Raw genomic sequence first — 26,757 nt, 5'->3', positions numbered from 1 at the left:
GACATTTGCCCCAGCAGAAAAGTGAACAAATTGTGACGCACAGGTTTGAATATGAGTTTATTTTGCATTTTCATCAAAAAGAGACTATGATGTTGAATTAGATCAATAATCACGTTTTGACGTACAAATGAGGTGGAACATGGTTACTTTTAAATTAACGAGAATTGACATGACAAGACTTCTATATTCTCTAAAAGGAGAGGGAGATCTGACTCCGCTTCAGCTTTTGAAACTATCTGTAAAAAATGGCAAGGGGCATGACTATGATGAATTAAAGATCCCGTCTTTTTTTGAGAAGCTTGAACGGCGGAAGCAAAAATCAGAGCATGGTCTTTCTACAAATGAAATTGTTGAGCTTGGCAACTTGTGTGAGCTGACTTCTCTTAAATCGACGGCGATTCAAAATTGGATCAAACGTGATATTAAAGATATGATTGGCCATCCAGAGCTTGGCAAAAAATACTCTATTGATCAGGTCGTTATTTTATTAATTGTCAGGGATTTAAAATCAGTTTTTGACTTCGATAGCATTCGTATGATCTTATCTGCCTTATTTAACACCATCACAGATCGAACAGATGATATTATTAGTCCAATCCGTTTTTATGAAGCATATGCGCACGTCCTTGATTTTATTTATCACCATACACAATTTCCATTAAAGGAAACAAATTTACGAGAAATAACTGAGGAGCAGACAGACAAGCTCCATGACGAGTTTACAGAATTGACGAAGAGCCAATGGCATTTGATTAAAGGAATTATCAGTTCTACCGTCTTCTCTGTATTTACTTCTCATTTGCAAAGTACAGCTCAAGAAATGATGTATAATACGCTTCAGCTGAATAAGGGATAAATAAGAACCGAGGTGACCTTCATCATCTCGGTTTTTTTGTACAGCAATTGCCAGCATAAATGTGCGGCTTTTTTTTCAAAATAAGAAGGCGCAACAAACATGAGGTGAAAGGAGGAATATGAACATGGCAAATCGAAATCAACTTCTTGTTCCTGGAGTAGAACAAGCTTTAGATCAATTTAAATACGAGATCGCGCAAGAATTTGGCGTCACTCTCGGTTCAGATACAGTCTCACGTGCAAACGGTTCTGTTGGCGGTGAAATCACAAAAAGACTCGTTCAACAGGCTCAATCACAAATGGGCAATCAATCTAAATAAAGACATGGTGAAATACGCCGGAGCTATTCTGGCGTTTTTTATTGTTCATATGTGTGCTCATGCCGGTTTTCGCGATAAGGAAACGGTGCACCTTTCCCTTTTTGCTTCACATGTTCTCTTTTTTGTTCAGCGGATGGATTGTTCTGATCCCTGCCGTTTTTTTTTGCATGTTTTTCCGCATCACCACGTGATGTGCCGTTCCAGTGTCTTCTTTCATCAGGATCAGTTGATTGATTTTTTTTTTGCTCTTTATCGAAAGAATGATCCTTTTCTTCCTTTAAGTTGTTGTCTTTGCTTGCATCATCAGGTTTTTGAGGCTTTTGAACAGATCCTTGCTCTTCCCTCTCTGCCTCCTTCTGCTCTTTGTCCTCAGCTTCAGGAGCCTCTTGATCTGGCTGCATCTCTTCGCTATCGTCTGTCTTTACGTCTTCTTGTTTGTCTTTATCTGCTTGTTCTTCATCATGTTTCTTAGGATCTTCTTCCTTCACAGCATCGTTATCTGCTCCGTCTTTATCCTTTTTGATGTCTTCATGTTCTTTATCTTGCATTTCTTGATTTCTAATATATGTTCCTGTTGAAATGCCTGCCTTTTGAGCTTTTTCTCTTGTTTCCATGTCACTTTCCACAGTTTCCAGCTTATAATTGCGTTTTTGATATTCACCAGAAATGGTGTTAATTTTGCTTTTTACGTTTGTTTTATATGTATTGTCCTGCTTGTTTTCATAAACGGTTGAAATATAAATACTTTTAGAATTGTTCACATATCCTTTTTTGTCACAGTCATCTATAATTTCCTGCACGACTTTGGTCATGTCGTTTTTTTCTAAATCCTTCATACTCGCCAGTACTTGCTTTGCATCTTTATTCAGCGGTGTGACACCGATCACTTGATAATTGTGATCAAGCTTCAGCTCAAAGCTTGGGTTAATATCAATTGTCATATACGCATATGCTTTTTGACTTGAGAAAGATGGCATCATAGTAAAAATTACGACAATAATCGCTGCTATTGATAGGATTCCTGCATTTAACGGACGTAAACGAAGCAGGTCAAAAAAACCGGCTCTTTTTCTTTCGAGACGTGATTCATTCGGAAATGTCACTTCTTGGCCGATTTCATAGTTTTGCTCTTCATATTTTGTCCGCAGAAATTGTCCATCAGGGGTCAGCAGCGTGACATATTTTTTGTTTTTCTCTACTATAATGCCTCTTCTCATGAATTAAGCACCCCTTTAAGGTAATCTTTCAAATACACATAATCACCTGTCATAATGATCGCCATCGCAATGATATATTTTCTATTTCTCTCAATCGTTTTGCGGCTGACTTCCACTAGCTTTTCCAGCTGTTTGACGGGCAATTGTTTTTTCTGAAATAAAATGGTTCTCAGCTCATCGTGTTCAACGAGTGTATGGGCTACTTTAATGGCATTTTGCCTGGCATCTGCATGCTTTGGTGAATGCTCAAGCAGCTCTTGAAACGTGAGACCGTATACTTTCAATCGTTCTTTAAAATGTTCAATCTCTTCTCTTCTATGTTCTTGTTCGATTAAACGCCTATATTCATTTGCAGAGAGCTCGGCTTCAATCATGCTTTGAGAGTATTCGCCATTCTCACTTTCTTGCAGGTCCATTTGAACCGTTGGCGCATTTCTTGCTTCTTTTCGAATATAGTCAATCACTTTTCTTTTAATAATTAATTCTGCGAAAGCAAGCAGTGAGTTTCCTTTTTCGGCAGAGTATTTTTCTATCGCTTCATTAAAGGCGATTAAGCCTATGCTGAATTCATCATCTTTTTCATCTATATATCGTTTACAAACGGATGAAACCGTCTTAGCGACAAATGGTTTGTATTGCTCTATTAATGCATTTTGCAGTTCGATATCACCTTGTTGAATACTGATAGCCGACTGCTCTAATGTTTGCTTTTTCTTTCCTTTTTTAAACAAAAGGCTAAGCAATGGTTTCACCTCAGTTCTCCCTATATTACTCATTTATGATAGCTAATTTATGAGGGAAGCGCAAAGGAAGAAATGAGGAATTCATTTCCTGTTACTCAATTATGACATGTTTGTCACCATCTACTTTACAATGTTTCGTCTAAAAGCAAAGAAATAAGGGGGTATCTCCCCCTTATTTGTAATATACGTGTTATGAAAATGAAATGATATTTCTTTCAAAAAACCTACTCTCCCAGGCGCGCCTCTTGCTTCTCCTCGTTTTCCTGCCCGCCTTTTCTTGATGGACTTGATAAAAACCAGCCAAATGCTGCAATTGCGAGAAGCACTGTCCAGAAAATGACTTTCCATAATGCTGAATGGATAAAATGAGACGATACGACCCCAATAGCTGGATGTGACAGTGTATAAAGCGTGAGCTTCACACCCACCCATCCGACAATGACAAATGCTGCTGTTTCTAGGCTCGGTCTTGTTTTGAGCAGTTTCACAAAGACCGTTGCTGCAAATCGCATAATAACAAGACCAATGATACCGCCTAAAAGAATGACAATAAATTGACCGCCATCGAGTCCACCGATTTGCGGAAGACTTGTTTTTGGCAGTGTCACAGCTAAAGCGACGGCCGCTAAAATGGAATCTACAGCAAAAGCAATGTCAGCAAGCTCTACTTTCACGACTGTTGCCCAGAAGCCGCTTTGTTTCACATTTGTTTCAGTTTCCTTTTTCTTAAATACGTGTGATTTTAAAATATGGTGAATGGAAATATAAAGAAGATAAATTGCACCAATGGCTTGAACTTGCCACACATCCACTAAAAACGAAATAAGAAACAGAGAACCAAACCGCATGACAAACGCACCTGCAAGTCCGTAAAACAGTGCCTTTTTTCTTTGTTTTTCAGGAAGGTGTTTGACCATCACGGCCATGACCAGCGCGTTATCAGCTGCTAAAATCCCTTCTAATCCAATCAGTACGAGCAGAACCCACCCGTACTCTAAAATAATAGCTGCATCCATCATCATTCCTCCTTGTTTTTATCTATTGTCCCACAACAGACAAAGGCTTATGAATGCAAAAAAGACCTTTGCCTGTAATGGCAAAGGTCTTGCTAGACATGTGATATGTAGAATCATGCCAACAAAGCCGATGAACATCAGTCCATGTAATGACGACTTTGTTTCCGGTAAAAACCGGACGCTACTCCCCTTTGGCGGGATTTAGAATATTTAGATTACTTATATCATAATCAATAGACACTCGATTGTCAACAGGTGACTTCTGTTCGATCCATTGATTAGGCAGTTGGCGTTTCTGTTTTTCTTTTTCTTCGTTTTAGCAATAAGTAGAGAACAAACAATAACACAACACCGATCCCAATTGGTAAAAGATAAGGATCTATCATGGCGCCAACCTCTTTCCAGTTCTCCCCAAGCATAAACCCAAGATACACATACACAAACGTAATTGGTGTAATTGCCAAAAACGTATACAGGCAAAAGACCCACACATTCATCTTGGCAATACCGCACGGAATGGAGATCAACGTTCTGACTCCTGGTATGAACCGGCCGCTGAATGCGACGAATCCGCCATGCTTTTCAAAAAAAGCATCCGATTTATCAAGCGACTCAGGTTTTATAAAAAAGTACTTTCCATATTTATTTAAAAAGGGTCTGCCGCCGTAACGTCCTAACCAGTACAAGGTCAAAGGGCCAGCCACGCCGCCAATAGAGCCAGCCGCCACAACACCGATAAAAGCCATGTCCCCTTCTGAGACCCAGTAACCCGCAAGAGGCAAAACCACTTCAGCAGGTACAAATTCAATGCATAATGCGAGGAAGATGCCAAAGTATGACAAGTTCTTAAAGGCATCAGCTAAAGAAATAATAAAATCTTCGATGTTTATCAATCCCTTTCAAACATAATCATTTGACTGATTCTATCTCTTTTAGAATCACACCATATATTAAACGAATAAAACCGAAGAAACGATTCGCTTTTCGTCGTTTTTTTACATTAAATTTGATTTTACTATAAAAGAAGGGTGAAAAAAACGTTGATTATTGTATTTAAGTGAAGGAAAGGTGAACACAGAAGCCATTCGATCCGATATATTAAGTATATGTCTGTTTTAAAGTACAGGAGGTTTTCTTACATGACCCATTTAACAGGAAGCTACAATGGATGGCTTGTCTTTCTGTCAATCGCTGTCGCCGCTGTTGCCTCCTACTCAGCTCTTCATATAGCCAGCAGGGTAGCACAATCAAGCGGTGCAAAGAAAAAGGTATGGCTGCTCATTGGTGCAATGATCATGGGAATGGGGATATGGTCGATGCATTTTATTGGCATGATGGCATTTCAAATGCGTGTTGGCATCACATATGATACATACTTACTGATTTTATCGATTTTGGCCTCATTTATCGGTTCCTTGATCGCTTTTTCAATATGCATTCAAAAGCAGCTCTCTAGAAGACGGCTGCTCATTAGTTCAATCACCATGGGTTCAGCTATTTGCAGCATGCATTATCTTGGAATGGAATCAATGGCCAATGTCTCAATCAGCTATGATCCAGTCCTCTTTTTTCTTTCGTTTTTCATTGCTGCCATTACCTCCTACTTCTCATTGAAACTCTTCTTTCGTGTTGACCGCACGAAAAGTAAACGGGAGAATTATCTTTTAAAGGGTCTTGGTTCAATGTTGATGGGCGGTGCTATAGCAGGTATGCATTATACTGGTATGGCTGCCTCTACCATGTTTTATCATTCAAATGGACAGGCTGCTATAGGTGGATCTCTTGAAATGTCGCCATTCAGTCTGTCGATTTTTGTCGGCTTAATGACACTTATAGTCCAAACACTGATGATTTTTGGTGCCTATATTGATCACCGGATCATGACGCAGTCAGATCAGCTGAAAGAAAATGAACAACGGTTTCAATCGCTTATCAAACATAATATAGACGGCATTATCGTGTTATCTGTCGATCGAAAGGTTCTTTCTGCAAATGACTCTGGTAAACAAATCTTAGAGTTGTGCAATTCTAAGATTGGTGATGATGTCAGCCAATATGTGATGCCGACTGAGTTGTGGGAAGAATTTATTTCTCAGTCAAAAAAAGCTATCACACGCGAAGCAGAACTGAAAGCAGCAGATCGTTTTTATTATTATCATGTCACTTACATACCTGTTCATGTGAACAATTCACTCGACAGCATTTATCTTGTTTTAAAAGATTTAACGCAGCAGCGGATTGCAGAAAAAGAAATTCATGTGATGGCACATTATGATGCACTTACAGAGCTTCCTAACCGCCGCCACGGCATCAATCATTTAAATGATGTTCTCTCCGCTCAAGAAAAGTCAAAAACATCAACAGCGGTTCTGTTTCTGGACTTAAATCGTTTTAAAATTATTAATGATGCACTCGGGCATAACATCGGAGATTTACTGCTGAAAGCTGCCGCAAATAGACTGACACAATGTTTACCGGACAATGGCTTTATCGCAAGACTTGGCGGCGATGAATTTTTAATGATCTTTCCCCACATGGATCATGATACACATAAAGTCGAACAATTTTCTAAAAATATCATCCATCAATTTGAACGTCCTTTTTTCATCCAGAACCATCAGCTCATTACATCAATCAGCATTGGGATCGCCATCTCTCCGCAAAATGGCAAAGACGGGATGGAGCTGATGAGAAAAGCCGATATGGCCATGTATTTATCCAAAAAACATAAGCAAAGCCGTTATGAGTTCTTTACCGAATCCATGGAAAGATTAAGTGAGGACAGGTTAAACCGGGAGCTGGAGCTGAGGGATGCCATTCAAAGAGAGCAATTTGTCCTACACTACCAGCCGCAAGTCAGTGCCAAAACAAGAAAGATGACTGGGGTTGAAGCCCTTTTGAGAATGAAGGCACCAGATGGTTCCTTAAAATCACCTGAGGCTTTTATTGAGCTGGCAGAGGAATCAGGTCTGATCATTGATATTGGCAGATGGGTCATAGATACGGCTGGCAAGCAGGCAAAAAGGTGGTATGACGATGGGCTGAAGATTCCTGTGGCTGTCAATTTATCTGCGAAACAATTCAATTCTGAAGACTTAATTGATTTGATCAAGCTCACACTGAAAAAATACGACCTGAAACCGTCACTCTTGGAGCTTGAAGTCACAGAAAGTATGACAATGGACAATATCAAGCAATCAAAACAGGTGTTAACGTCGCTAAAACAGCTTGGCGTCCGCATTAGTATTGATGATTTCGGTACAGGCCACAGCTCATTAAGCTATTTAAAGGATTTACCGATTCATCGACTGAAAATTGATAAATCCTTTATTGAGGATATTTTAAGTGATTCAAAGTCTGAACAGATTACAGGGGCTATTATAGCGATGGGACACCAGTTATCTCTCGAAGTGATAGCAGAAGGTGTTGAAACGTTTGCACAGGCTCAGCTATTATCTGCCCAGGGCTGTGACGACCTGCAGGGGTTTTATTATGCCAAACCGCTGCCAGCAAGCGATATTGAAAAATTCATCGCCTATCCGGCGCTGCTTGACACATAAAAAAGGTGCCAATGATGGCACCTTCCAGCGTGCAGACAAACCCTCGCATTCGGTGTCAGTCCTGCGTGCCGGTGCTCACGTATGCTCAATTCGCTGCGCTCCGGTACTCGTCCTTCCTAGACTTCAAAGGTTTTCTGTCACGCTGAGCTGAGAAGAAGACAAAGGGCTAAAATAAAGATCACTTTAGCCCTTTGTCAACAATTTAAAAGGTGCCAATGATGGCACCTTTTCGTTTTATCTAAATAATAAATGCTGACTGTGAATACCTGCTTTTTTCAATAGACTAATCAATTGCTCTTGCTCTTCACGCGTCAGACCAGAGAATGCACGCGCAATTCGAAGAGAGTGGATCGGATAAATCTTGTCAAGATAGCTTCGCCCTTTTTCCGTTAAATGGGCATAAACCGACCGTTTATCCTTGGGGTCCTGTTCTCTTTCAATGAAACCATTTCGTTCTAATTTGTCAATTACGTACGTCACATTCCCGCTGACTAGCAGGAGTCTTGAGCCGATTTGCTGAAGCTTTTGAGCACCTCTTGTGTACAGTAATTCAAGAACGGCAAATTCAGTTGGATTGAATCCATGCTCTTTGCTGTCTCTAATACTGTGTTCTGAAACGCTTTTAAATGCTCTTGCAAAAACCTTGTAAAGCGTCATTGAGCGTTCTACTTCTTCTTCATTAAACGATAGTCTCATCACATATCTACCTCTTATAATATTTTTTTAACTTCAAGGCTGTCTTGCGGTGCAGTTGGAGCCTTTCGTAAAAAATAGAAGTACGTTTTTGAAAACCCTTTCAACCACATAAGTGACTCCATTCGTGTTATGTATAAGGTTTCGATATAAACTTTTAAAATCCTTCTTATTTTTCACAATCATCTCGAAAAAAAGCTTTTTCAGCAAACCATCAAGATGCGACACACTTTAACAAAATCTGTAAAGAATCTATGGTTTCTTGCACTTCATTCGCCAAATTTCTACAAAATTCAATATTGCTATAATATTAAACACAAAAAAAGAACCCTTTATGTGACATACGCACATTTCAAGGGATTTTTACAAACAGCGCTCTGTTTTGTTGAAAAAGAAATGATACTCTTTTTTTAGGTCACTAATTGTCATGTTCTTGGCCGCATCAGGGCTGTAAACCCCTAATGAACATAGCTGCTTCGTATAATAATGTCTTTCCTTTGCTAAAGCTTCTTTTAATATACGCCGCACCGATTATCCCTCCTATCAAGTGATTTGGATCGGGTGCTTATGAAGACTTCTTATACAAATCATTTTGCATGGCTCTTAGAAGCGCATGTGCATTCTGACCTGCAGCCTGCATGAATTGCTCGAGCAATTCATCCCTCTTCACATCTAATGCGATGATTTCTTTTGCCATACGAATGATCTGTGCTTGCTCCATCATATGCTCCTCCTCCTATGTCAATTCACCATGATTATATGCCGCCGTAAGATGTATTGCACACTCCCTGTAATCTTTCCTTCCATGGTTTTTTCATTTTTTTCGTTTTTGTGTTATATTTTCTAACAAACGATAGGTTTTTTCACTTCTCGTTCTATATAATATGAAGAAAAGACTTGCAGGGGTGAGTATATGACGCAGGAAGATGTATCTTATAAAGATAAAAAAGTCATTTCAATCGGGATTGTCAGTGAGCTAACAGGGCTTTCCGTCAGGCAAATCCGATATTATGAGGAACGTAAACTCATTTACCCCCAGCGCTCAACAAGAGGCACACGGAAATATTCTTTTGCAGATGTTGAACGTTTGATGGACATCGCCAATAAACGGGAAGACGGTGTGCAGACAGCTGAAATTTTAAAAGACATGAAGAAAAAAGAACAAGCGCTAAAAAGCGGACAATTTAAGAAAAAAATGCTGGAAGGCCAGATTAACGCACACTTTCGGTATAAAAATCGTTAAACAAAAAAAGAATCGCTTACTCTTTAAAATCAAAGCTTTATTCGTATTGATTGCTTCAATTGCTGAATGAAAAAGAGACAGCGATGGCTGCCTCTTTTTTAACTAACGCACCTGTTAAGTGCAATGAGTTAGTGTCCATCGATTCGTTCAGGAATCGAAACGGTTCGTTCATTGACCACATTCCCCGTGTTTAGAGTCGTTTTGGGTTCAATTAATAGCAAATGAACTTCTTCTTCAGCAATTGGCTGATGTTCAATTCCTTTAGGAATTACAATAAACTCCCCTTCATTAACAGGTATTTCATTATCCCTGAAACGGATGACCAGCTTCCCTTTACATACAAAAAACATTTCATCCTCGTCATCATGGTGATGCCAAATGAATTCACCTTTAACTTTTACCATCTTAATGTATGAATCGTTCAATTCTCCGCTAATTCTAGGATTCCAATAATCATTTATTTGCAAAAATTTCTCTTGGACATTCGTCTTTGAAATCAATAGATTCCCTCCTCATTCATTGGAAACGTCTGTTTATCTTTTTCTAGATAAAATTGCCTACCTCACCATCCTCCTCATGATCAGATACCAAGGGACACAATTAGCATCAACCTCTTATATCTTTAAGTTTACTTATTCCTTTGGATCACGTAAAATCAAAAAATAACGTATAGTTAATCACAATTTGTGATGCAAAAAGGAGAGTTATTTTGGATATTAAATCTTTGGAAGTGTTTAAAGCCGTTGCAATTGAACAAAGCATCACAAAAGCGGCACAGAAATTGAATTATGTGCAGTCCAATGTTACGGCACGAATCCAACGTCTTGAACAAGAATTAGGAGTTCCTCTTCTCTATCGATATCATAAGAAGATATCTTTAACACCTGCAGGACGCGAACTATTGCCCTATGTAAACAAATTACTCTACGATTTCGAAGAAGCGATAGAGGCAGTAAAGCTTTCCTCTACTCCGCGGGGAACTTTACACATTGGATCTATAGAGTCAACCGCTTCTACAAGATTGCCAAAAATTTTTGCCGAATATCATAAGAATTTTCCACAAGTAGAATTGAGTATGTATATGGCACCTACAGTAGATCAAGTAAGTGCTATTCTCAACTACAAGGTAGACGGCGCATTGGTAGATGGGCCCATTCTTCATCCAGAAATTATGGAGTATCCTGTATTGGACGAATCCCTGGTCCTGATTACAAGCTACTCCTCGGAGCAATTCCAGGTAGAATCAATTTTACACGAACCATTGCTCTCGTCATTCGCTCATTGCATCTATTTGGGGCGTTGGCAGCAATGGCTTGAGAGCAGTGGTTATCCTCCTATGAAGGTAATGGAATATGGTACTTTAGAGGGCGTGCTTAAATGCGTTGAAAACGGTCTGGGAGTTACCGTATTACCAAAATCTATGGTTGAATCTCGGGTGCAAGGCGGCTTTACCTGTCATCCATTACCAGAGCCACATAGAATAGTGCCCACTGTGTTTATAAGGCGCCGCGATTCTTACATGACCAGTGCTCTCTCACACTTTATGGAGTTAATGGGTATAACTGATTTGTGATAAAAAAGAGGATAGGAGAGCTCATTTTTGTCAGCTCTTCTATCCTTTTAAAAATACCTTGACTTTTATTTAGAGAATGCCTCAGACCCTTCAACAACCCCTACAAAGTCAATTAGCACACCGCCTCTTTCTGGATCTTCTTTCACCCGCAGGGCAAGTGCCTTTTTCTTCCCGGTTTTTGCATCTTCATAATTCGCATGGAACACATGAATGCTGGCTTCTTCCAATTGAAAATCCTCATATGAAAGCGTGTCTATGCCCCATTCTTTTTTCAGTTTCAGAATGTCATCCGGGCTCGGTACCGCACCTTCGACGTAGACGTCTTCCATTTTTCTTTTATTTCCTTCGGTGATGGCTTCAAGCATATGCTCTGCAGCCACTAGCCTTCGGTCTTTCCCCTCGTCCTCCCTTTGACATGCACTCAGCAAAAACATACACATCAAAACGAATAAGAATTTCTTCATGTTTCTCTCCCACCTTCTCCTTAAAATGTAAAGGATGGAAGCGCTATATGCAATCTTTATACAAAAAAAGACTGCAAAACGTCATGTTTTACAGGCTTAGATTGTGGACAAAGGATGGTCCTTTGTCTACCTTTCAGCGCGATCTGAAAACCTTTGAAGTCTAGGAAGGACGAGTACCGGAGCGAAGCGAATTGAACATTCGTGAGCACCGGCACGCAAGGACTGACACCGAATGCAAGGGTTTGTCAGCGCGCTGAGACTGCAAAACGTCATGTTTTACAGTCTTCTTGCTACATAAGTGTATGAAGGAACGCTGTCGCAATACCAAAATAGATAAGCAGTGATAAAATATCATTCAATGTTGTAATGAGCGGCCCAGATGCAATCGCAGGATCGACGTTTAATCTGTGTAAAATAATAGGCACGATCGTACCTGCCATCGTTCCAATAATCAGTGTGGCAAGCAGTGAGGAACCGACAACAAATCCTAAAATCATATTGCCCTGCCACACCATTGCGACGACTGTAATAATGATGGAACAGACAATCCCAATGTAAATACTTGTTCGGAGCTCTCTAAAAATCAGGCGCATAATGGTTTTTTTCGTTAATTCTTCTTTTGAAAGCCCTCTAATGACGACGGCAAGCGACTGTGTGCCTGTATTCCCTGTCATCCCGGCGATCATTGGCATGAAGAAGGCTAAGGCGACGACTTGCTGAAGGGTATCTTCAAAGTAATTTAAGATACTGCCTGAAATCAGCCCAATGAATAAGAGCAAAATGAGCCACGGGAGACGGCGGTATGCCGCAACAAAAGCGGGCGTGTCGAATGTAATATCTTTACCAGAGGCAGCGAACTTCTCATAGTCTTCTCCTGCCTCTTGAATGACGACATCAATGATATCATCGACTGTGACGATTCCGACGAGGACATTGTTCTCTTCCACAACAGGAATGGCAAGAAAATCATACCGTTCAATCAGCTTTGCGATTTCTTCCTGATCTTGAAAAGCTCCAACGGCAATGACTCTTGTAAACATAAGATCCTGCACTTTTTCATCTGGTTCACCTAAAATGAGATCCCGGTACGACAGAACCCCTACAAGCTGTTTTTGATCATTAATGACATATAAATAGTTGATCGATTCTGCAATTTCAGCAAAGCTTTTCAGCTTTTCAACCGCGTCCTGAACCGTATAGTGCTGAGGAATCCAAACGTACCGGTTGGTCATGATCCGGCCTGCTGTCTCAGCAGGATAATTCATGAGAAGCTGGACGGCCTTTGATTCCTCTGCCTCCATGTTTGATAAAAGCTGGTCTTTCAGCTCATCATCCATTTCATCAAACAAGTTGGCTAGGTCATCGTTATCCATTTTGTTTGTGACGAAGGTGGCTTTGTCTTTTCCTACTTTTTCAAGCACAATTTCTTGGTATTCGCGCTCAAGCTCACCCATCATTTCCGTCACATCATCGATTGTTAAAAAGCTGAGGAAACGGCCACGGTGTTTTTCTGGAAGTTCTTTAAATAAATAGGCCATATCATATGGCTGAAGTTCTTCCATAATGTTTTTAAATTCTTTGCGTTTGCCATCTCTTAATAAAATAATGATTCTTAAAATGAGTTCATCGTACGTAATGTTCTGTATCATCGCTGTTACCTCCCCAAAGTCAGGAGATACCCGAATCCCTTAGAATGTGCGGGGTCAGGATCTCCTCTGTCTGATGCGTCAATCTGATCTTTTGACATACTCTCTATGTGTCTCGAATCGGGATGATCCATCCCCACACCTCCTTTTCTCATAAAAAAGCACCTTCAACCGAATGAAGGCGCTTTGTAAGCATGACAAAATAAACACTTGCTCCTTCAATCGTAGAGCTTTAGCACTGTACGGCATAGGATCAAATCCAGCTGCATTAAAAATCACCTTATGTCGATGATTTCTGTTGACCCATTGGCGTCTTTGGACATTTTTGGGCAGCAGCGTATCTCCATACAGGAGCCTCACCTAACGAAGTCTCATATTGTTAACACACTGAGATTACAGAAAAAGCGGAATGATGTCAATAAGCAAGATGCCAAGTAACCTTATGTATTCGCTTACTTTTCAAAAAAAAGAGCGATAGACAGCTCAGCCATCGCCCTTTTCATGTCTTTTTATTCCTCTTCCGGCTGATTCATATCCTCTTGGGAGAGGAGATGAAAGGAATCATGCAAAAACAAAGCATATCCTTCTCCATCAGGATGCGGAACGTATTCCGCGTGATCCATTGTTTGCTCTTCTTCTTTTTTCTTCATATTCTCTCGCCTCCTTTCCCGTAGTTTGTCCCAATGAAAAAACCTTACACATGAAAGTGTAAGGTTTGGTCATAGCTTAATCATCCCATTCTTGCTTCAGGATTTTGCCTGTTTTAGCGGAAATCTCAAAATCAACTTCCTCGCCGCTTGGTGTTGTGATTTCAATTTCGTAAATGTACACACCATTTTCTTTATCTAGATCAGAATCTGTGACTGTGCCTTTTACTTTTGCAAGAGCCATTTTTTCAGCCTGTTTTTTCGTGATCTTCACGTTCTGTTTCTTTTCTTTGACTGGGTCATTCAGCGCTTTTCCAGTTTTTGCATCGACATATACTTTATATTCAAAGCCGCCTTTTTTGATCTCGACCTCATACACCCATTTTCCTTTTTTACGCTCAAGATCCACATCATCCACATAGCCTTTCACCACTTTTAAGGCTGCTTTTTCAGCTTGTTTCTTTGAAACAAATGGCGATTTCTTTTGCACGACTTGCTCGGCGTTTGCTGTTTGATTTGTATTTTGCGCTTGAAGTGTGAAACCACCTGCGACAAGAGTTCCCGTTAATGCTGTAGCTACTAGTATTTTTTTCATCATGTTCATTTCCTCCTCTGTTTGATTTCTTCTATATCTTAAGAAAACAAGATGATAAAGGAAGGAAAGAAACATGAGAATATCATGAGAAAAGGATTAGTTTTCGTACGTAATGCCCTCAATATCTCCTGTATAGGCGTTCACAAGCACCTCTGCCTCTCTGCCGTCAGGCAAATCCAGCTCCACCTCAAATACGAGCATACCGCTGAATGTTTCAAGATCAGCATCATCCACTGTTCCGCCAACTTCTTTGACGGCAATTTGGATGGCTTCCTCGACGGTGATTTTCGTGAGCTTCTTTTCTTTAGAGGTTGGTTTTTTCTTTTCTGCTTCAAGCACCTTAAATGACTGTTTGCCGACCTCGACTTGATACAATTCTTTTTTTGATTGGATGGTAAAAATGAAACGATCTGACGTCTCCTTTTTTTGAATGACGGTTCCGCTCACCTTTTTAACAGCTGCCTCTTCTGCCTGGAGCTCAGCATTTTTTTCATTTGTCTTCTGATAGCTTTTTAACTGTCTAATTTCTTTCATTTGACCGCTTGCAGAAGATGCAATGATTTGATAGATGCCATTTGCATTTTCGAGCGTCATTGTGTAGTCCTGTTTATGATTGATTAAATCAATATGTGTAATGTTTCCATTATAGTCTTTTGAGATCATTTTTTTCATTTCTGCTTCACTTAATATTTTTTGATCAATGGTTTGGATCATGAGCATTGCAAAGGCCGCAAGAATCACAAGACATCCTGCGAGCGCAAGCACCATTTTCGTTTTTCTAGACATGCAGCGCCTCCTTCCTATTTCCTATTTTATAAGGAGGAAATGAGAAATTGATGAGAAAAGACCCATTTATTTCTGAAAAAGAATGGTCATGGCTGTTCCTTCGCCGATACGGCTGTCTACCTTCAGCTCGGCTTCATGTTCTTCTGCAATTTGCTTCGCAATTGAAAGACCGAGTCCGGTTCCGCCCGTCTCACTGTTTCTCGCTTCATCCACACGGAAAAAGCGGTCAAAGATTTTCGGCAGATCCTCTTCTTTTATGCCAATTCCTTGATCAATCACTGAAATAAATGGCTTGTCTCCTGTCCATCCGCAGGTCACATCAACTGGCTCTCTGCTATATTTGACCGCATTATCAATTAAGATAGTCAAAAGCTGTTTGATTTTCTCTTCGTCTCCTTCTGCGATCAGCGGCTGTTCTGTCTGCACATGAGATTGAATCGTTCGATTGGTAGCCACTTCAAGTGTATGACATAGCTGCTTGCACAAATGACCAAGATCAACCGGCTTCATATCCAAGTATAACGGCTGGCCGTTTTTCGCCAATGTCAGTAATTGATCTGTCAGTCTTTTCATTTTTTTCGCTTCATCATGAATCGCTTGGGAGGATTCTTCTACAACCTCTGGACGTGTTTGCCCCCAGCGTTTGAGTAAATTGCTGTAGCTCATAATGACGGTAATCGGTGTCTTCAATTCATGGGAGGCATCATGCAAAAATTGCTGTTCTTTTTCATAATGCTTCTCGAGAATCTCGGACATTTCATTAAAGGTTTGTCCCATTTGATATAGTTCATCCTTTGAATCGCCTGTTAATTCAATTCGTTTAAACGCCTTCTCTTTCATACTTGCCTTCATGGTATTCGTCATTCTGCTAATCGGCCGGACAATTTGCTTTGTTAAAACGTGGCCTGCAAAATAGGAAAGCACAATAAACAAAACGCCGGTAGCGATTAAAATCATTTTTAATAACGCTAAGTTCTCTTCCGTATTTTCGATTTCTTCATATACTTGAAGTGACATAATCTCACCATTTGTCCAAATGACCGGAATAGCAGCGAACGCAATCATATGCTTATTGTATTCTTTGATTTCTGCTGTCTGGCCAGATTCGTATGTAAAAGGCAGTGAGCTAAACGTTGATTCCTTTGTGACAGTCAGTTTTGACTCTCCCGTTTCTGTCACGACACGGATCATACCATTTTGAGGCAGGTACGCCTTCAGCAGCTCCGAGGACGGAAGACCCTCTTCCTCTGATTTTTTTAAAGCAATCGCAATATTTTCAGCCACCTCAGACAAGCGGGACATATCTTTTTGCGTCAAGGTCATCGAAAAAATAAAATAAATGGCTGTATGAAACAAGAGCACCATTAAAAACAAAGACAACGACGTATAAAGCTGAATCTTATTTTTTAATCTCATTCTTTATCCTTTCATCACATAACCCACACCTCTCACTGTGTGAATCAGCTGTTTTTCGAATGGGTAATCGATTTTTTTCCTTAAATAACGGATATAGACATCTACCACGTTTGTATCACCGAAATAATCAAAACCCCAAACCGCTGTTAAAAGCTGATCTCTTGTGAGCACTTGCTGCTGATGGTTCAGTAAGTGAACAAGCAGGTCATATTCTCTCGGTGTGAGTTCAAGCATTTGCCCAGCCCTTTGTATTTCTCTTGTTTTCTCGTTGACCGTTAAGTCTGCTATGCTCAGCTCTGTCTCCTTTTCTTCTTGTGCATGTATATTCAACCTTAGCTGTGCACGAATTCGTGCTAATAATTCTTCTATGTCAAAAGGTTTTGTTATATAATCATTCGCCCCAAGATCGAGCCCGCTTACTTTATCAGGAACACTTCCCCTTGCTGTAATCAAAATAATAGGTGTCGCTGTATTTGTCTTCCGAACCCTTCTCAGCACTTCAAGCCCGCTTAACTCTGGAAGCATGACATCAAGCAGTACCAAATCGAAGCTATCTTCTTCAAGAGCCTGAAGCCCGTCTATTCCTGTCTCTTTGACTGTCACCTCATATCCTTCATATTCAAGCTCAAGTGACAGCACCCTTGCGATTTTCTTTTCATCTTCGACTACGAGTATCTTCCCTTTGTTCATCTCTATCTCTCCTATCTAAAAGGCAAGCTTGTCTTTCCATTATTATATGTTGCCTTTCTTATTTGGAACAGTCACAATCTTCACATCTATTTTTTTATGGAGGCAATTATTTTTGAGAAAAAACATTTAACTTGAGCCTTCTTCTCAAGTTGTTACTTCATCTCATTATTTTTTAGTCTGCCGCTTTTAGTTCTATTCACCCATTTTCATCTGTACAGGTGCAACCTCACTATGCAGCATTTCCTTCTTTTTCATATGATATCAAGAGTTTTCTTCAAAAGGCGAGCTCTTTCGTCAATATGTGAGGAGAACTGCACTTTTGATAATAGATTGATTATTTGAAAAATTATTACAATTGACCCTTTCCGATCAAAAGTTTCTTTTATACAATAACATTATGCAGCCTGAATCTACTTTGAAAACAAAATAAGGAGGGCTTTCTTATGAAAGGTGAAATTCGCTTAATTCCGTATGAAGTAAAAGCCAATGTGATGGAAGCGAAAGAGACGCCGGAAAGTATTCAGGAGATTAAAGCACCCGAACTTTGGTCAAGTGGCTTCAAAGGAAAAGGCATAACCATTGCTGTCCTTGATACAGGCTGTGACACAGAGCATCCCGACTTAAAAGATCAGATTATCGGTGGGAAGAACTTTACCGATGATGACGATGGAGATGCTGAAAATGTAAAAGACTATAATGGGCATGGTACCCATGTAGCAGGAACGATTGCCGCAACAGATCAAAATGGCGGAATTTTAGGGGTTGCCCCTGAAGCCAAGCTTCTCATCGTGAAAGTTCTTGGCGGTGAAAATGGCAGCGGAAAATATGAATGGATCATTGATGGCATCAACTATGCCGCAGAGCAGAAGGTGGATATTATCTCCATGTCTCTCGGTGGTCCAAGCAATGAGCCTGCCCTGCAGGAAGCCATTCAAAATGCGGTAAAAAGCGGTGTGCTTGTTGTGTGCGCAGCAGGAAATGAAGGGGACGGGGACGAGCGTACGGAAGAGTTCTCCTACCCAGCAGCATACAATGAAGTCATTGCCGTCGGTTCTGTTTCCCTTGCTAGAGAATCCTCTGAATTTTCTAACGCGAATAAAGAAATCGACCTCGTCGCTCCAGGAGAAGACATTTTATCCACTCTCCCTAACCATAAATACGGCAGGCTCACAGGGACTTCAATGGCTGCCCCTCACGTAAGCGGTGCACTAGCCATTATTAAAAATGCCGAAGAAGAAGCGTTCCAGCGCAAGCTGACAGAGCCTGAGGTTTATGCTCAGCTTGTCAGAAGAACCCTTCCATTAAAACAGTCGAAAGCCCTTGTAGGGAATGGATTTTTATATTTAACTGCGCCTGATGTCCTTTTAGAAAAAACATTGGAAGCAGATCTTTTATCTCTATAGCTTAAATAGAGGTCCTGAGAAAAGATAGAATTTTCTCAGGATTTTTTTAATTAAAATTATTCAAAATTTACTTTGACGAAATGAAGTGAACGTTATATAATCGAACACAATAAATTCATAGTTTGAGAGTCGGTAATTCGATTACACGTCGAATTTTAATTGGGAAGACCGGTGAAAATCCGGCGCGGTCCCGCCACTGTGAGTGAGGAGAGCTTTTCTCAGGAATCCACTGTCATTAGGATGGGAAGGATGAAAAGCTTGCAGATTCACCAGCCAGGATACCAGCCGCTCTATCACATCAAACCCCCTACGGTTGATAGGAGATGTCGGAAAAGCGTCAGTGATACTCACGCCTTATTTCGCACACACATTTTGTCTTTTAAACCAGACATTTACCTCATCAATCATGATCATGAGCGTAAATGTCTTTTTATATTTAGAGGAGGAATTGGAATTGACAATTGTTAAAACAAGTAATCTAGGCTTTCCGCGAATTGGTTTAAACAGAGAATGGAAAAAAGCACTTGAGTCTTACTGGAAAGGTCAAACAGACCGCGAAACCCTCTTAAGCACACTGGATGAACAATTTTTAACTGCCATTAAAACACAAATCGATCAACAAATTGATGTTGTTCCTTCTGGAGACTTTACCTTCTATGATCACGTACTGGATACCGCTGTTATGTTCAATTGGATTCCAGAGCGCTTCCGCAGCTTAAAAGACCCGCTAGATACATACTTCGCGATGGCAAGAGGAACAAAAGATGCCGTCTCAAGTGAAATGACAAAATGGTTTAATACAAACTATCACTACATCGTTCCAGAATACGAAAAAAGCACAGAATTTAAACTCACACACAACAAACCGCTTGAAGCTTACGAAAAGGTGAAAAAGGCGTTTGGTGTTGAAACAAAACCGGTTGTACTTGGTCTATATACATTTGTCTCACTTTCTAAAGGTTATGAAGCAAATGAAGTAAAAGAAATCCAGCAGCGTCTAGTGCCGCTTTATACTCAGCTTTTAAAAGAACTTAAAGAAGCAGGCGTCAAATGGGTTCAAATTGATGAACCTGCACTTGTCACAGCTTCCAGTGAAGACGTAAAAGCCGTAAAAGAAATTTATCAAACGATCAAAGAAGCCGTACCTGGGTTGAACATTCTTCTTCAAACATACTTTGATTCAGTAGATGCGTATGAAGAGCTTGTCACATATCCTGTTGAAGCAATCGGTCTTGATTTTGTCCATGATCAAGGGCGCAACCTTGATCAAGTGAAAAAGCACGGCTTCCCGAAAGATAAAATTTTAGCAGCAGGCGTCATTGATGGAAGAAATATTTGGAGATCAGATCTTGGCGAAAGATTATCCTTTATTTCTGAAGTCATTGCTGACGTTCAGCCGAAAGAAGTATGGCTGCAGCCATCAAGCAGCTTGCTGCATGTGCCAGTTGCCAAACACCCAAGCGAACAGCTTGAAGAAAAACTATTAAACGGACTGTCTTATGCCACTGAAAAGCTGGCTGAATTGACACTGCTAAAAGAAGGTTTAACAAAAGGAGCAGCTGCCATTGATGCTGATATTAACGAAGCAGCACAAGCACTTCTTACCTTAAAAGAGTTCGCAAAAGGAACAAATGCGGATCTAACAGCGGAACGCAACAATCTTTCATCGAAAGATTTTAAACGTCCAGCTGCCTTTGAAGAACGCCTTCGTATCCAAAACGAATCTCTTGAGCTCCCGCTTCTTCCAACAACAACAATTGGCAGTTTCCCGCAGTCTGCCGAAGTGCGCAGTGCTCGTCAAAAGTGGCGCAAAAATGAGTGGACAGATGCAGAGTATGATGAGTTTATTAAGAAAGAAACAAAACGATGGATTGATATTCAAGAAGAAATTGGTCTGGATGTGCTCGTACATGGGGAATTTGAACGTACAGACATGGTTGAATACTTCGGCGAGAAGCTAGCCGGATTTGCCTTTACGAAATTTGCTTGGGTACAATCCTATGGATCACGCTGCGTGAAGCCGCCAATCATTTATGGAGATGTAGAGTTTACAGAGCCAATGACAGTGAAAGAGACAGTTTATGCACAAAGTTTGACAGAGAAAAAAGTCAAGGGCATGCTGACAGGACCTGTTACCATCTTAAACTGGTCTTTCCCAAGAACGGATATCTCTCGCAAAGACATTGCTTTCCAAATCGCTTTCGCTTTGCGTAAAGAGGTAGAAGCTTTAGAAGCAGCTGGTATTCAAGTGATCCAAGTGGATGAGCCTGCGCTAAGAGAAGGACTTCCGCTCAAAGAAAGTGATTGGGCAGAATATTTAAACTGGGCAGCAGAGTCATTCCGTTTATCCACATCATCCGTTCAAAATGAAACACAAATTCATACACATATGTGCTACAGTAACTTCGAGGATATTGTCGATACAATCGAAGACTTGGATGCTGACGTGATTACAATTGAACATTCACGCAGTCATGGCGGATTCCTCGATTACTTAGAAAAACACCCGTATTTGAAAGGACTTGGACTAGGTGTTTATGACATCCATAGCCCGCGCGTTCCATCTGTTGAAGAAATGAGCGAAATTATTGATGATGCGCTGAACGTTTGTCCAACAGATCGCTTCTGGGTGAATCCGGATTGTGGTCTAAAAACTAGACAAGAGCCTGAAACCATTGCTGCTTTGAAAAACATGGTCACAGCTGCTGAAGTCGCTCGTAAAAAGCTGGCGCAGCACGCTTAATTGAATGTCTCTCCCCTGCTGAACTCGGCAGGGATTTTTTATGCGCAAATTGGCCTGTTCGATCTCCTACTATGATGATTTCTTTTCTAGCATGATTCGTTTATACTAGAGAAGTCAGTCGAACAAAGGGAGGAAGACAATGAATCACGAAGATTTTTTACAACGCGCAATTGATCTTGCAGTAGAAGGAGTCAATAGTGGTACTGGCGGTCCTTTTGGAGCAGTCATTGTCAAGGATGGTCAGATTATTGCAGAGGGCAGCAACAACGTGACAACGAGTAACGATCCAACCGCACATGCAGAAGTCACAGCCATTCGCAAAGCGTGCCAAACTCTACATACATACCAATTAGAAGACTGCATTCTATACACAAGCTGCGAGCCTTGTCCGATGTGCCTTGGCGCTATTTACTGGGCTAGACCAAAAGCTGTATATTTTGCTGCTGGACATCAGGATGCAGCGGATTCTGGTTTTGATGACTCATTTATTTATGAAGAAATCAACAAAGAATACGAATCAAGAAATATACCATTTTACAAACTGACACCTCAAAAAACCCTTGCGCCATTTGAAGCATGGGAAACATACGATAAAAAGAAAGAATATTAAAAAAAGACACCTGCTCGTAAGCAGGTGTTGCGGATTGTTGACAAAGGGCTAAAATGATCTTTATTTTAGCCCTTTGTCTTCTTTTCAGCGTGATAGAAAACCTTTGCAGTCTAGGAAGGACGAGCAGCGGAGCGGAGCGAATTTGACATTCGTGAGCACCGGAGCACAGACCTGACACCGAATGCGAGGGTTTGTCTACACGCTGGACACCTGCTTGTAAGCAGATGTCTTCTACTATTACTCCGCCACTTCAAGCTCTACTTCAATGTTCCCTCTTGTTGCTTTTGAATATGGACAGAATTCATGGGCAGCATGGACAAGCTCTTTCACTTTGTCATGATCATGACCTTTCGCAGACACAATCAGCTTTACGCCAAGCTTAAAGCCGCCGTCGCTTTCATCTTTTAAAAGACTGACATGTCCTTCTACTTCCGATTCTATTTCTATCCCTTGCTTCTTCGCTACGTGTTCAAGTGCTCCTCCGAAACAAGCTGCATAGCCTGCTGCAAATAATTGCTCTGGGTTTGTTCCAGTCTCTCCATCTTTCTTGGCGTTAGGCATGACAATGTTATGGTCGAGCACACCATCCTCTGAACGAACATGTCCAGCTCTTCCATGCTGTGCCTTTACTTTTGCTGTGAATAATGGTTTCATCTTCATCTCCTCCTTTATCTATTGATCCTTTTCACGTTCTATTCATTTCTCAAACATTTATCGCACATTGAACAATTTTTCATTTTTCGTCTGTATTTATTTTAAAAAGGAAGAAAATCTTATACAATGATAAGTATGACAAAAAATAGTTGGTGACTGACATGACAAATGAATTTGAACATATGAAGCTGGAAAATCAGCTTTGTTTCTTGTTATATGCAAGTTCACGAGAGATGACGAAGCAGTATAAACCGTTATTAGAAGAATTAAACATTACGTACCCGCAATATTTGGCACTGCTTTTATTGTGGGAGCATGGAACATTAAATGTGAAAACGATGGGAGAGCTTCTCTATTTAGACTCCGGTACACTCACGCCCATGCTGAAACGAATGGAGCAAAATGGACTCATTATCCGAGAACGTTCAAAAGAGGATGAGCGGTCTGTACAAATTCGTTTAACGGAATATGGAGAGCAGCTAAAAGAAAAGGCCACTGCGATTCCGTCTCACATGCTGACTGGGACAGGCAGATCGGAAGAAGAGCTAAAAACACTGCGTGCCTCTTTACATGAGCTTTTGCAAAATTTAACACAATCAAAAGGCTGAGGGAATGTTCCCTCAGCCTTTTATAATGTCTATTATTGTGCGACAGCTACTAGTTCTACTTCGATGTTTCCTTGAGTTGCTTTTGAATATGGGCAAACGCCGTGTGCTTTATGAACAAGTTCTTCTAATGCTGACTGCTCAATTCCAGTTCCTTTTACCTCTAATTGAACGCCTAGTTTGAAGCCGCCATCTGAACTGTCTTTTAATAAGCTGACATGTGCTGTAACTTCACTTTCAAAGCGAATACGCTCTTGTCTCGCTACCATTTGAAGGGCTGAATCAAAACATGCAGAGTAGCCTGCTGCGAATAATTGCTCTGGATTTGTTGCTTTTTCAAGTTTTTTTGCTCTTGGTGTTCCAGGCATTGCTACATCATGTTCAAGTACACCATCTGTTGAAACAACCTTACCTTCTCTTCCTCCGACAGCTGATACCGTTGCTGTAAATAAAACGTCTGACATGAATATAACCCTCTTTCTCTCCAATAATGTTTTCTACAATTGAATTGTACACAATTTAAATTACAGAGTCAATCAATAAATACTCTTTTTTAAGTTTTCCTGCCTGAACCCTTTTTATGAGTATGTCCGGAAATTGTTAGGCAGTAAAAAAAGCCCTTTAACAAGGGCTTTTAGATCGTGTCATGCTGCGGATTCGGTTGTTCTAGCGTATGGTTTCTGTTATCTGGGTCGGCATTTGCTGCTGCCAGCCACAATGCCATAATGGTGATACTTGTACAGACGACTGCCCATTTTTTAAAATTCATATAAACAATCCCCTCTCTGAATATAGATTCGAGCATGTTCCGCTTCCCCATAGAACATGGAAGATTTTTCATAATCCCCCATTTCATTATAATACTTTGCGGTATCTAATGCCAGCTCCTCTATATCTGGATATGCATAGGCAGACTCTAAAAAATGGAAAATCCGTTTAATATGCTCAGCATCTTGTCTTAAATACAATGCTTCTAGAAATATGGTTTTCTGAATATGAATGTCATCTTGAAGAGCTTCTGCTCTCTTCATACATTCTTCTCTGTAGTGTAATGCTTCTTCGTGTTTTCCTTGTTTGTATAATATCTGAGCGGCTGTATAAAGAGGGTCTATAGATCGACGAAGATGGTCGGATTGATTTTGATCAAATAACGAGATGGATTCTTTCATTAATTCGAGTGCGCGGCCCAAGTCTCCCATTCGGTAATAACTGTTGCCCATATTAAACAAAGAGGAGGCAATAAAACGCACATTTTGAAACTCTCTTGATCTCGCAAGTGCTCTTTCGAGATGTGGTAATGCTTTTTCATGCCTTCTCATATCATCGTAGTTACCGGCCACAATAAATTCACACTGAATCGTGCGAAGCGCATACAGTTCATGCTGAACATAAACATCCAGCGCTAGTTTAGCATGGTGCATCGAGATATGAGTTTGTTTCATGTGATAATATATTTCTGACATTTTAAAATGAAATTCCGCACGTTCAATATCATCTGATACAAAAGAAAGCTTATGCTCTGCCTTTTGATAAGACGATATGGCAGCAATATACTCCCTCCGCCCGAATTCATACATGCCTCTAAAAAAATGATAGTAGTATTCAAGCATGCCTGTGACATGCGTTTGATGCTCATCTATTTCTTTCGAAAGCTCGGAAAAGTTGGCGCGAAGCTTTCCTTCCTTTAATGGCTTTAAATAATCGAGCATGACCTCATGCCTAAATTCCATTAAAGAAAAATAGAGAAGCAAATTCTGATCTTCTTCCATTGAATCAAGAGAGGTGCGAATTTCCTGCTTTAACAGTTCTGCTTGTTCGGAATCAAATCTGCGGATTAATTCATACCACTTGTTGATTTTCACTCCAATATCCGAAGAGGGAATGATTTTCGCCATACGTTGCCTTCTCCAATCTTCTCAAAATATAAAACATTACCATATTTTATCATACTTGACCGGAGAAATACAAAAATGAAAGGAAAAAGAGAGCCTGTTGTCACAAGACTCTCTTTTAAATTCGTTATTCTCTTATTTGTCCTTGACCACGAATGACAAATTTTTCAGACGTTAAGGCTGGCAGACCCATTGGCCCTCTTGCATGAAGTTTTTGCGTACTAATACCTATTTCCGCTCCATAGCCAAATTCAAAGCCATCTGTGAAACGAGTAGAGGCATTATGATAAACAGCGGCAGCATCGACAGCTGTTAAGAAAAGGGCTGCATGCTCATCGTTTTCCGTAATGATCGCCTCAGAGTGCTTAGAGCTATATGTTTGAATATGCTGAATCGCTTGTTCTATGTTTTCTACAATTTTAATACTGACGATCGGTGCTAAAAACTCCGTTGCATAGTCCTCATTTGTCGCTAATGCAGCACTAGGAGCAAGCGCGCAAACGGCTTCATCACCGCGTATTTCTACCCCATTGGATTGAAGGGCTTCAAATAAAGAAGCACCGTAGTTGTTTGCCCATTTTTTATGAATGACAATGCTCTCGATCGCATTACAAACAGAAGGTCTTTGAGTTTTGGCATTCAGCACAATCCGCTCAGCCATTTCGTTTTTCGCTGTTTCATCAATATAGATATGACAATTTCCTGCACCTGTCTCAAGCACTGGCACAGTTGACTCTCTCACAACAAGATCAATTAAATTCTTCCCGCCGCGCGGAATGAGGACATCCAGGTATTCATTTAAAGTGAACAGCGTTTTCGCCGTTTCACGGCCAGTATCTTCAATTAATTGCACACTGTCTACTGGAATATCCGTCGTATGAAGCGCTTCATGAATCACCTTTACAATCGCTTTATTACTATGAATAGCAGAGGAGCTTCCGCGCAGAATCACAGCATTCCCAGTTTTCAAGCAAAGGGTCGCAGCATCGACTGTCACGTTTGGTCTTGCTTCATAAATCATTCCAACCGTTCCAAGCGGTACACGAACCTTTTCGATGAACAGACCGTTTTCTTTCTGAATGGTTTCTAACGTTTCACCGATTGGGTCTTTTAGCTGAATGAGTTGAAGGGTCGCATCTGCAATGGCTTCAATTCTCTCTTCCGTGAGTGTGATCCGGTCAATGACAAATGGCGTGAACTGCTTTTCCTCAGCAGCCTGAACATCTTTTTGGTTCTCTTCTATTAAATAAGCTGAAGATGCTTTTAGTGCACTGGCAATGGCGTGCAGGGCAGCATTTTTTTGTTCCGTCGTTTTTAGAAGCAGCTGATCTTTGGCTGCACTTGCTTTTTTTGCTTTTTCAAGAACTTCATTCATCGTATTCCCTC

General features: G+C 40.6%; 29 protein-coding genes and 3 riboswitches. Of the genes, 9 read left to right on the top strand and 20 right to left on the bottom strand.

All coding sequences use genetic code 11. From position 1 onward, the window contains the following. The first annotated feature begins 139 nt into the window (after positions 1-139). Positions 140-856: a DUF1836 domain-containing protein gene (locus tag NSS76_RS06565; protein ID WP_103132207.1), complete on the top strand. Its 717-nt coding sequence runs from the start codon at positions 140-142 to the stop codon at positions 854-856. Positions 857-980: 124 nt separating this feature from the next. Next, positions 981-1,175, top strand: coding sequence for an alpha/beta-type small acid-soluble spore protein (locus NSS76_RS06560; RefSeq protein ID WP_024424662.1), 195 nt, complete (start codon positions 981-983; stop codon positions 1,173-1,175). A gap of 38 nt (positions 1,176-1,213) precedes the next feature. Here the strand turns inward: NSS76_RS06560 and NSS76_RS06555 are convergent, their stop codons facing one another. The 4 genes from NSS76_RS06555 to NSS76_RS06540 form a co-directional block, all read right to left on the bottom strand. Further along, on the bottom strand, positions 1,214-2,392 hold the full coding sequence (locus NSS76_RS06555) for an anti-sigma-I factor RsgI family protein (protein ID WP_270125228.1): 1,179 nt from the start codon (positions 2,390-2,392) through the stop codon (positions 1,214-1,216). Then, the gene (gene sigI / locus NSS76_RS06550; protein WP_003210952.1) at positions 2,389-3,144 is read right to left on the bottom strand and encodes an RNA polymerase sigma factor SigI; all 756 of its coding nucleotides are present in this window, start codon (positions 3,142-3,144) and stop codon (positions 2,389-2,391) included. The genes NSS76_RS06555 and sigI overlap by 4 nt, the downstream gene beginning before the upstream one ends. A 215-nt stretch (positions 3,145-3,359) precedes the next feature. After that, positions 3,360-4,151, bottom strand: coding sequence for a TerC family protein (locus NSS76_RS06545; protein ID WP_025092318.1), 792 nt, complete (start codon positions 4,149-4,151; stop codon positions 3,360-3,362). 31 nt (positions 4,152-4,182) lie between these two features. After that, a riboswitch (yybP-ykoY riboswitch) is annotated at positions 4,183-4,353 on the bottom strand. Between the two features lie 76 nt (positions 4,354-4,429). Beyond that, positions 4,430-5,044: a DedA family protein gene (locus tag NSS76_RS06540; protein ID WP_044331861.1), complete on the bottom strand. Its 615-nt coding sequence runs from the start codon at positions 5,042-5,044 to the stop codon at positions 4,430-4,432. 246 nt (positions 5,045-5,290) lie between these two features. Here NSS76_RS06540 and NSS76_RS06535 point away from each other — a divergent pair, with 246 nt between their 5' ends. Beyond that, positions 5,291-7,711, top strand: a complete 2,421-nt coding sequence (locus NSS76_RS06535; protein ID WP_073204937.1) for a bifunctional diguanylate cyclase/phosphodiesterase — start codon at positions 5,291-5,293, stop codon at positions 7,709-7,711. Between the two features lie 234 nt (positions 7,712-7,945). On the opposite strand, the gene NSS76_RS06530 is transcribed toward NSS76_RS06535, so the two are convergent. From NSS76_RS06530 to NSS76_RS06520, 3 genes are all read right to left on the bottom strand, one after another. Next, entirely contained in the window at positions 7,946-8,410 is a 465-nt protein-coding gene (locus tag NSS76_RS06530; protein ID WP_087975546.1) for a MarR family winged helix-turn-helix transcriptional regulator, read from the bottom strand. Between the two features lie 357 nt (positions 8,411-8,767). Beyond that, on the bottom strand, positions 8,768-8,932 hold the full coding sequence (locus NSS76_RS06525; RefSeq protein ID WP_024426818.1) for a hypothetical protein: 165 nt from the start codon (positions 8,930-8,932) through the stop codon (positions 8,768-8,770). 37 nt (positions 8,933-8,969) lie between these two features. Further along, on the bottom strand, positions 8,970-9,125 hold the full coding sequence (locus tag NSS76_RS06520) for a hypothetical protein (RefSeq protein WP_087975683.1): 156 nt from the start codon (positions 9,123-9,125) through the stop codon (positions 8,970-8,972). Positions 9,126-9,317: 192 nt separating this feature from the next. Between NSS76_RS06520 and NSS76_RS06515 the strand changes: the two genes are divergently transcribed. After that, positions 9,318-9,647, top strand: coding sequence for a MerR family transcriptional regulator (locus tag NSS76_RS06515; RefSeq protein ID WP_024424656.1), 330 nt, complete (start codon positions 9,318-9,320; stop codon positions 9,645-9,647). A 128-nt stretch (positions 9,648-9,775) separates the two neighbouring features. Here the strand turns inward: NSS76_RS06515 and NSS76_RS06510 are convergent, their stop codons facing one another. Beyond that, entirely contained in the window at positions 9,776-10,147 is a 372-nt protein-coding gene (locus NSS76_RS06510; RefSeq protein WP_122631243.1) for a cupin domain-containing protein, read from the bottom strand. Between the two features lie 209 nt (positions 10,148-10,356). Between NSS76_RS06510 and NSS76_RS06505 the strand changes: the two genes are divergently transcribed. Continuing rightward, complete coding sequence (locus NSS76_RS06505; protein WP_341081370.1) at positions 10,357-11,220, top strand: LysR family transcriptional regulator; 864 nt, start codon at positions 10,357-10,359, stop codon at positions 11,218-11,220. 65 nt (positions 11,221-11,285) lie between these two features. Here the strand turns inward: NSS76_RS06505 and NSS76_RS06500 are convergent, their stop codons facing one another. From NSS76_RS06500 to NSS76_RS06470, 7 genes are all read right to left on the bottom strand, one after another. Next, entirely contained in the window at positions 11,286-11,684 is a 399-nt protein-coding gene (locus tag NSS76_RS06500; protein WP_341081369.1) for a hypothetical protein, read from the bottom strand. A gap of 290 nt (positions 11,685-11,974) precedes the next feature. After that, positions 11,975-13,333 carry a magnesium transporter gene (mgtE, locus tag NSS76_RS06495; protein ID WP_212048302.1) on the bottom strand — a complete coding sequence of 453 codons (1,359 nt, stop codon included), beginning with the start codon at positions 13,331-13,333 and terminating at the stop codon, positions 11,975-11,977. A gap of 207 nt (positions 13,334-13,540) precedes the next feature. Continuing rightward, positions 13,541-13,705, bottom strand: a riboswitch (M-box (ykoK) riboswitch). A gap of 134 nt (positions 13,706-13,839) precedes the next feature. Beyond that, a complete protein-coding gene (locus tag NSS76_RS06490) occupies positions 13,840-13,980 on the bottom strand; it encodes a hypothetical protein (RefSeq protein ID WP_003212346.1) in 141 nt (46 codons plus the stop codon). A 76-nt stretch (positions 13,981-14,056) separates the two neighbouring features. Then, positions 14,057-14,575, bottom strand: coding sequence for a PepSY domain-containing protein (locus NSS76_RS06485; protein WP_151039385.1), 519 nt, complete (start codon positions 14,573-14,575; stop codon positions 14,057-14,059). Between the two features lie 93 nt (positions 14,576-14,668). Beyond that, positions 14,669-15,358, bottom strand: coding sequence for a PepSY domain-containing protein (locus NSS76_RS06480; RefSeq protein WP_341081366.1), 690 nt, complete (start codon positions 15,356-15,358; stop codon positions 14,669-14,671). 66 nt (positions 15,359-15,424) lie between these two features. Beyond that, positions 15,425-16,774: an ATP-binding protein gene (locus NSS76_RS06475; protein WP_198456766.1), complete on the bottom strand. Its 1,350-nt coding sequence runs from the start codon at positions 16,772-16,774 to the stop codon at positions 15,425-15,427. 3 nt (positions 16,775-16,777) lie between these two features. Then, complete coding sequence (locus NSS76_RS06470) at positions 16,778-17,464, bottom strand: response regulator transcription factor (RefSeq protein ID WP_024424649.1); 687 nt, start codon at positions 17,462-17,464, stop codon at positions 16,778-16,780. Between the two features lie 443 nt (positions 17,465-17,907). Here NSS76_RS06470 and NSS76_RS06465 point away from each other — a divergent pair, with 443 nt between their 5' ends. The 3 genes from NSS76_RS06465 (at position 17,908) to NSS76_RS06455 (ending at position 22,220) form a co-directional block, all read left to right on the top strand. After that, positions 17,908-18,867, top strand: a complete 960-nt coding sequence (locus tag NSS76_RS06465; RefSeq protein WP_024424648.1) for a S8 family peptidase — start codon at positions 17,908-17,910, stop codon at positions 18,865-18,867. A 112-nt stretch (positions 18,868-18,979) separates the two neighbouring features. Next, positions 18,980-19,171, top strand: a riboswitch (cobalamin riboswitch). Positions 19,172-19,321: 150 nt separating this feature from the next. Next, the gene (gene metE, locus NSS76_RS06460; RefSeq protein ID WP_024424647.1) at positions 19,322-21,610 is read left to right on the top strand and encodes a 5-methyltetrahydropteroyltriglutamate--homocysteine S-methyltransferase; all 2,289 of its coding nucleotides are present in this window, start codon (positions 19,322-19,324) and stop codon (positions 21,608-21,610) included. A 139-nt stretch (positions 21,611-21,749) separates the two neighbouring features. Next, on the top strand, positions 21,750-22,220 hold the full coding sequence (locus NSS76_RS06455; protein ID WP_048238666.1) for a nucleoside deaminase: 471 nt from the start codon (positions 21,750-21,752) through the stop codon (positions 22,218-22,220). Positions 22,221-22,457: 237 nt separating this feature from the next. On the opposite strand, the gene NSS76_RS06450 is transcribed toward NSS76_RS06455, so the two are convergent. Continuing rightward, entirely contained in the window at positions 22,458-22,874 is a 417-nt protein-coding gene (locus NSS76_RS06450; RefSeq protein ID WP_024424645.1) for an organic hydroperoxide resistance protein, read from the bottom strand. 161 nt (positions 22,875-23,035) lie between these two features. Between NSS76_RS06450 and NSS76_RS06445 the strand changes: the two genes are divergently transcribed. Next, positions 23,036-23,482, top strand: a complete 447-nt coding sequence (locus NSS76_RS06445) for a MarR family winged helix-turn-helix transcriptional regulator (RefSeq protein ID WP_024424644.1) — start codon at positions 23,036-23,038, stop codon at positions 23,480-23,482. Between the two features lie 32 nt (positions 23,483-23,514). On the opposite strand, the gene NSS76_RS06440 is transcribed toward NSS76_RS06445, so the two are convergent. The 4 genes from NSS76_RS06440 to NSS76_RS06425 all read right to left on the bottom strand — a co-directional run bounded on the left by NSS76_RS06440 (position 23,515) and on the right by NSS76_RS06425 (position 26,746). Then, the gene (locus tag NSS76_RS06440; protein WP_024424643.1) at positions 23,515-23,943 is read right to left on the bottom strand and encodes an organic hydroperoxide resistance protein; all 429 of its coding nucleotides are present in this window, start codon (positions 23,941-23,943) and stop codon (positions 23,515-23,517) included. Between the two features lie 170 nt (positions 23,944-24,113). Beyond that, positions 24,114-24,248, bottom strand: a complete 135-nt coding sequence (locus NSS76_RS06435) for a hypothetical protein (RefSeq protein WP_024424642.1) — start codon at positions 24,246-24,248, stop codon at positions 24,114-24,116. Further along, positions 24,238-25,374, bottom strand: coding sequence for a Rap family tetratricopeptide repeat protein (locus NSS76_RS06430; RefSeq protein WP_056766262.1), 1,137 nt, complete (start codon positions 25,372-25,374; stop codon positions 24,238-24,240). Before NSS76_RS06430 ends, NSS76_RS06435 begins: the two co-directional genes overlap by 11 nt. Before the next feature lie 124 nt (positions 25,375-25,498). Next, complete coding sequence (locus NSS76_RS06425; protein ID WP_341081359.1) at positions 25,499-26,746, bottom strand: glutamate-5-semialdehyde dehydrogenase; 1,248 nt, start codon at positions 26,744-26,746, stop codon at positions 25,499-25,501. Positions 26,747-26,757: the final 11 nt, after the last annotated feature.

This window comes from Bacillus sp. FSL R5-0654, from assembly GCF_038008745.1.
GTDB classification, from domain to species: Bacteria; Bacillota; Bacilli; order Bacillales; family Bacillaceae; genus Bacillus; species Bacillus safensis.
Note: the sequence above shows the minus strand (reverse complement) of the source record. Positions and strands in the feature narration are given on the sequence as shown.

Excerpts from the sequence above, each read along its gene's own strand:
- NSS76_RS06455 (WP_048238666.1), top strand. The coding sequence starts at position 21,750 with ATGAATCACGAAGATTTTTTACAACGCGCAATTGATCTTGCAGTAGAA.
- NSS76_RS06535 (WP_073204937.1), top strand. The coding sequence starts at position 5,291 with ATGACCCATTTAACAGGAAGCTACAATGGATGGCTTGTCTTTCTGTCA.
- NSS76_RS06490 (WP_003212346.1), bottom strand. The coding sequence starts at position 13,980 with ATGAAGAAAAAAGAAGAAGAGCAAACAATGGATCACGCGGAATACGTT.
- NSS76_RS06560 (WP_024424662.1), top strand. The coding sequence starts at position 981 with ATGGCAAATCGAAATCAACTTCTTGTTCCTGGAGTAGAACAAGCTTTA.
- NSS76_RS06500 (WP_341081369.1), bottom strand. The coding sequence starts at position 11,684 with ATGAAGAAATTCTTATTCGTTTTGATGTGTATGTTTTTGCTGAGTGCA.
- NSS76_RS06445 (WP_024424644.1), top strand. The coding sequence starts at position 23,036 with ATGACAAATGAATTTGAACATATGAAGCTGGAAAATCAGCTTTGTTTC.
- NSS76_RS06555 (WP_270125228.1), bottom strand. The coding sequence starts at position 2,392 with ATGAGAAGAGGCATTATAGTAGAGAAAAACAAAAAATATGTCACGCTG.
- NSS76_RS06440 (WP_024424643.1), bottom strand. The coding sequence starts at position 23,943 with ATGTCAGACGTTTTATTTACAGCAACGGTATCAGCTGTCGGAGGAAGA.
- NSS76_RS06545 (WP_025092318.1), bottom strand. The coding sequence starts at position 4,151 with ATGGATGCAGCTATTATTTTAGAGTACGGGTGGGTTCTGCTCGTACTG.
- NSS76_RS06430 (WP_056766262.1), bottom strand. The coding sequence starts at position 25,374 with ATGGCGAAAATCATTCCCTCTTCGGATATTGGAGTGAAAATCAACAAG.
- NSS76_RS06520 (WP_087975683.1), bottom strand. The coding sequence starts at position 9,125 with ATGGAGCAAGCACAGATCATTCGTATGGCAAAAGAAATCATCGCATTA.
- NSS76_RS06465 (WP_024424648.1), top strand. The coding sequence starts at position 17,908 with ATGAAAGGTGAAATTCGCTTAATTCCGTATGAAGTAAAAGCCAATGTG.
- NSS76_RS06515 (WP_024424656.1), top strand. The coding sequence starts at position 9,318 with ATGACGCAGGAAGATGTATCTTATAAAGATAAAAAAGTCATTTCAATC.
- NSS76_RS06485 (WP_151039385.1), bottom strand. The coding sequence starts at position 14,575 with ATGATGAAAAAAATACTAGTAGCTACAGCATTAACGGGAACTCTTGTC.
- NSS76_RS06425 (WP_341081359.1), bottom strand. The coding sequence starts at position 26,746 with ATGAATGAAGTTCTTGAAAAAGCAAAAAAAGCAAGTGCAGCCAAAGAT.
- NSS76_RS06475 (WP_198456766.1), bottom strand. The coding sequence starts at position 16,774 with ATGAGATTAAAAAATAAGATTCAGCTTTATACGTCGTTGTCTTTGTTT.
- NSS76_RS06480 (WP_341081366.1), bottom strand. The coding sequence starts at position 15,358 with ATGTCTAGAAAAACGAAAATGGTGCTTGCGCTCGCAGGATGTCTTGTG.
- NSS76_RS06450 (WP_024424645.1), bottom strand. The coding sequence starts at position 22,874 with ATGAAACCATTATTCACAGCAAAAGTAAAGGCACAGCATGGAAGAGCT.
- NSS76_RS06470 (WP_024424649.1), bottom strand. The coding sequence starts at position 17,464 with ATGAACAAAGGGAAGATACTCGTAGTCGAAGATGAAAAGAAAATCGCA.
- NSS76_RS06435 (WP_024424642.1), bottom strand. The coding sequence starts at position 24,248 with ATGAATTTTAAAAAATGGGCAGTCGTCTGTACAAGTATCACCATTATG.
- NSS76_RS06565 (WP_103132207.1), top strand. The coding sequence starts at position 140 with ATGGTTACTTTTAAATTAACGAGAATTGACATGACAAGACTTCTATAT.
- mgtE (WP_212048302.1), bottom strand. The coding sequence starts at position 13,333 with ATGATACAGAACATTACGTACGATGAACTCATTTTAAGAATCATTATT.